Source organism: Diaphorobacter ruginosibacter, from assembly GCF_040396215.1.
In the GTDB taxonomy this organism is placed as follows: Bacteria; Pseudomonadota; Gammaproteobacteria; order Burkholderiales; family Burkholderiaceae_C; genus Diaphorobacter_A; species Diaphorobacter_A ruginosibacter_A.
Window position 1 is genome coordinate 1 of sequence record NZ_JBEBOW010000201.1, and the last position, 4,572, is coordinate 4,572.

At 64.7% G+C, this 4,572-nt stretch carries 2 protein-coding genes; one reads left to right on the plus strand and one right to left on the minus strand.

Annotated features, from left to right (window positions below; translation table 11 throughout):
- Window positions 1-114 precede the first annotated feature (114 nt).
- Complete coding sequence (gene alaS / locus ABWP92_RS16575) at window positions 115-2,739, minus strand: alanine--tRNA ligase (RefSeq protein WP_353236512.1); 2,625 nt, start codon at window positions 2,737-2,739, stop codon at window positions 115-117.
- Between the two features lie 293 nt (window positions 2,740-3,032).
- Here alaS and ABWP92_RS16580 point away from each other — a divergent pair, with 293 nt between their 5' ends.
- Window positions 3,033-4,523 carry an NAD-dependent succinate-semialdehyde dehydrogenase gene (locus tag ABWP92_RS16580; RefSeq protein WP_353236513.1) on the plus strand — a complete coding sequence of 497 codons (1,491 nt, stop codon included), beginning with the start codon at window positions 3,033-3,035 and terminating at the stop codon, window positions 4,521-4,523.
- Window positions 4,524-4,572: the final 49 nt, after the last annotated feature.

Genomic DNA, 4,572 nt, shown 5'->3' on the forward strand with positions numbered 1-4,572 from the left:
TCCATTGAGCGCTCCATTGAAAAAGCCTCCCCTGCAGTTCATTGCCGGGGAGGCTTTTTTTGTTCACGCCATCCTGGATGCAACGCACCCAGATAATGGCCTGACTCGATGGACTCAGGCGCGCTCGCCCACCCAGCCCTTGACAGAAGCCAGCGCCTCGGCCAGCCGGGATGCATCCGTTCCACCGGCCATGGCCATGTCCGGCTTGCCGCCGCCCTTGCCGCCCACTTGCTGGGCGACGAAGTTGACGAGCTCGCCGGCCTTCACCCTGGCCGTCTCGGCCTTGGTCACGCCAGCGGCAAGCTGCACCTTGTCGCCATCGACGGCGGCCAGCACGATGGCTGCGGCTCCGAGCTTGTCCTTGAGCTTGTCCATGGTTTCGCGCAGTGTCTTGGCGTCCGCGCCTTCGAGCCGGGCGGCCAGCACCTTGATGCCGTTGACGTCCGCTGCTTGCGATATCAGCTCGTCGCCCTGGCTCGATGCCAGTTTGCCCTTGAGCGCGGCGACTTCCTTTTCAAGCGCCTTGATCTGTTCGAGCGCTCCGCCGATGCGATGGGTAAGCTCGGCGACGGGAGCCTTCAGCGTGGCCGCTGCCGCATCGACCGTGGACTCCAGCGACTGCAGGTACGCCAGCGCGTTCTCGCCGGTCACCGCTTCGACGCGGCGCACGCCAGCCGCCACGCCGGACTCGGCCACCACCTTGAAGAGGCCGATGTCGCCCGTGCGATGCACGTGCGTGCCGCCGCACAGCTCACGGCTGGTGCCGATGTCGAGCACGCGCACGGTCTCGCCGTACTTCTCGCCAAACAGCATCATCGCGCCGGTCTTCTGAGCGCTCTCGATGTCCATCACGCGGGCCTGCGTATCGGTGTTGGCGAGGATTTCCTTGTTCACGCGCGACTCGATGTCGCGGATCTGCGCCGCCGTCACGGGCGCGTTGTGCGCAAAGTCGAAGCGGGTGCGCTCCGCGTTGACCAGCGAGCCCTTTTGCTGCACATGCGCGCCCAGCACTTCGCGCAGCGCCTTGTGCATGATGTGGGTGACCGAGTGGTTGCGCATCGTTGCAGCGCGCTGGGCCGTGTCCACTTCCGCCTGCACCGCATCGCCCACCTTCAGCGATCCGGACTCGAGCACACCGTGGTGGCCGAACACGTCCGCCTTGATCTTCAGCGTATCCTCGACCTGGAACACCGAAGCGCCCGCCGTGATGCGGCCCTGATCGCCCACCTGGCCGCCGGACTCCGCATAGAACGGCGTGGTGTCGAGCACCACGACGCCGCTCTCGCCCGCCTTCAGCTCGCCCACGCTCTCGCCGTCGCGGTACAGCGCGGCCACCTTGGCGGGCTCGGCCAGCCTGTCGTAGCCGGTGAAGGTATTGGCGGCCCCGGAATATTCCAGGGCGCGGTCCATCTTGAACTTGCCCGCGGCGCGCGCGGTGCTCTTCTGATGCTCCATCGCGGCGTTGAAACCGGCCTCGTCGACCTTCACGTCGCGCTCGCGCGCCACGTCGTTGGTGAGGTCCAGCGGGAAGCCGTAGGTATCGTGCAGCTTGAACGCCACGTCGCCCGGCAGCAGCTTGACGCCGCCCGCCAGCGCGTTGTCCAGGATCTCCATGCCATGCGCGAGCGTCTCGAAGAAGCGTTCTTCCTCGGCCTTGAGCACGCTGGTGATGTGCGCTTCCTGCTCCTTGAGCTTGGGATAGGCGTCGCCCATCTGCACGACCAGATCACGCACCAGCTTGTGGAAGAACGGCGTCTTCTGGCCCAGCTTGTAGCCGTGGCGGATCGCGCGGCGGATGATGCGGCGCTGCACATAGCCGCGGCCCTCGTTGGAGGGGATCACGCCGTCGGCCACGAGGAACGACGTGGCGCGGATATGGTCGGCGATCACCTTGAGCGACGGGTTGGCCGGATCATCGACATGCGTCTCGCGGGCCGCCGCCTGGATCAGCGCCTGGAACAGGTCGATCTCGTAGTTGCTGTGCACGTGCTGCAGGATGGCCGCAAGGCGCTCCAGGCCCATGCCGGTGTCCACGCACGGCGCGGGCAGCTTGACGATGGAGCCGTCCTCCTTCATGTCGAACTGCATGAACACGTGGTTCCAGATCTCGATGAAGCGGTCACCATCTTCCTCGGGGCTGCCCGGAGGACCGCCAGCGATGTGCGCGCCATGGTCATAGAAGATTTCCGAGCAGGGGCCGCAGGGACCGGTATCGGCCATCATCCAGAAGTTGTCGCTCTTGTAGCGGCCGCCCTTGTTGTCGCCGATGCGGATCACGCGCTCGGGCGGCAGGCCGATGATCTTGGTCCAGATGTCGTAGGCCTCGTCATCTTCTTCATAGACGGTGGCGAGCAGTTTCTCGGCGGGCAGCCCGAACACCTTCGTCAGCAGCTCCCAGCCCCACTGGATGGATTCGAGCTTGAAGTAGTCGCCAAACGACCAGTTGCCCAGCATCTCGAAGAACGTGTGGTGGCGCGCGGTATAGCCGACGTTCTCCAGGTCGTTGTGCTTGCCGCCCGCGCGCAGGCAGGCCTGAACGGAGGTCGCGCGGGTGTAGGGGCGCTTGTCGGTGCCCAGGAACACGTCCTTGAACTGCACCATGCCCGAATTGGTGAACATCAGAGTCGGGTCGTTGCCCGGCACCAGCGAGCTGGACGCCACCACGGTGTGTCCTTTGGACGCGAAAAAGTCCAGGAACGTCTTGCGAATGTCTGCGACTGAGAAAGTGGGTTTGCTCATGATGATGTCTTGGAGTCCGGGCCCAGTCCCCGCTTGCGCATGCCAGCCAGGCGGCCTTCCCGGTAGTGAACCAGACATTATAGGTTTTCAGGCCTGCCACGCAGGCGGGGCACGCCCGAGCCCAAGCATTCATCAAATAAATTTTTCCTTTATCGAAATATTTTGTCTCATTTAACGAAATTTCATTCCACACAAAGAACAAGGGCCGCTTTCTGCCGTTATCCTTTTGGGCTGAACATTCACCATCCCCCGGCCGAGCGCCGGGCCGCCCGCAACACACCAGGAGACACGCCATGGACATGAAGACATCCCCCCTTTCGACCCTCAAGGACCCCAGCCTTCTCAAGACCGATGCCCTGATCGGCGGCAAGTGGGTCGACGGCTCGTCGCGCTTTGCCGTGAATGACCCCGCAACCGGCCTGGAGCTGGCGCAGGTCGCCAATCTCGGCGCCAAGGATGCCGAAGCCGCCATCGCCGCCGCCAACAAGGCCTGGCCGCAATGGCGCGCGCTCACCGCCAAGGAACGCAGCGCCATCCTGCGCAAGTGGTTCGACCTGCTGATGGCCAACCAGGACGACCTCGGCCGCATCATGACGGCGGAACAGGGCAAGCCTCTGCCGGAGGCCAAGGGCGAAGTGGCCTATGGCGCCAGCTTCGTCGAATGGTTTGCCGAGGAAGCCAAGCGCGTGAACGGCGAAATGCTCCCGCCATTCGACAACAACCGGCGCCTGCTGGTGATGAAGGCGCCCATCGGTGTGTGCGCGGCCATCACGCCCTGGAATTTCCCGCTGGCGATGATCACCCGCAAAGTCGCGCCCGCGCTGGCCGCCGGCTGCCCGGTGGTGATCAAGCCCGCCGAACTCACCCCGCTGACGGCCCTCGCGGCGATCGAGCTGGCGATCCGCGCCGGCATTCCGGCGGGGGTCATCAACATCATCACGGCCGACGCGGACAACTCGGTGGCCGTCGGCAAGGTGCTGTGCGCCAGCGACGTGGTGCGCCACCTCTCGTTCACCGGCTCCACGGAAGTGGGCCGCATCCTGATGGCGCAAAGCGCTCCGACGGTGAAGAAGCTCTCGCTCGAACTCGGCGGCAACGCGCCGTTCCTGGTGTTCGACGATGCCGACATCGACTCCGCCGTAGAAGGCGCGTTCGCCAGCAAATACCGCAACGCCGGCCAGACCTGCGTGTGCACCAACCGCTTCTACGTGCAGGAAGGCGTGTATGACGAATTCGTCACCAAGTTCGCCGCCAAGGTGCAGCTTGCCAAGGTGGGCAACGGATTCGAGGCCGACGTGAGCCAGGGTCCGCTGATCGAGAATGCGGCCATCGCCAAGGTACAGCGCCACCTGGACGACGCCGTCGCCAAGGGCGGCCGCGTGGTGACCGGCGGACACCAGCTCAAGACGCTGGGCTCGGGCCAGTTCTTCGAGCCCACCGTGGTGGCGAACGCCTCCGCCGACATGCTCTGCGCCACGCAGGAAACCTTCGGCCCGCTGGCGCCCGTGTTCAGGTTCAAGACCGAACAGGAAGCCATCGACTCGGCCAACGCCACCGAATTCGGGCTCGCCAGCTACGTCTACACGCGCGACGTGGGCCGCATCTTCCGCGTCAGCGAAAGCCTGGAATACGGCATGGTGGGCGTGAACGTCGGCATCCTCGCAACAGAGCACGTACCCTTCGGCGGCGTCAAGCAATCCGGCATCGGCCGCGAAGGCTCGCACCACGGCATGGACGACTACGTGGAGATCAAGTACGTCTGCATCGGCGACGTGATGAAGTAAACCCGCCGTTTCGGAGCTTCGGCGTTTCACGCGCCGGCAAAGGCATCGC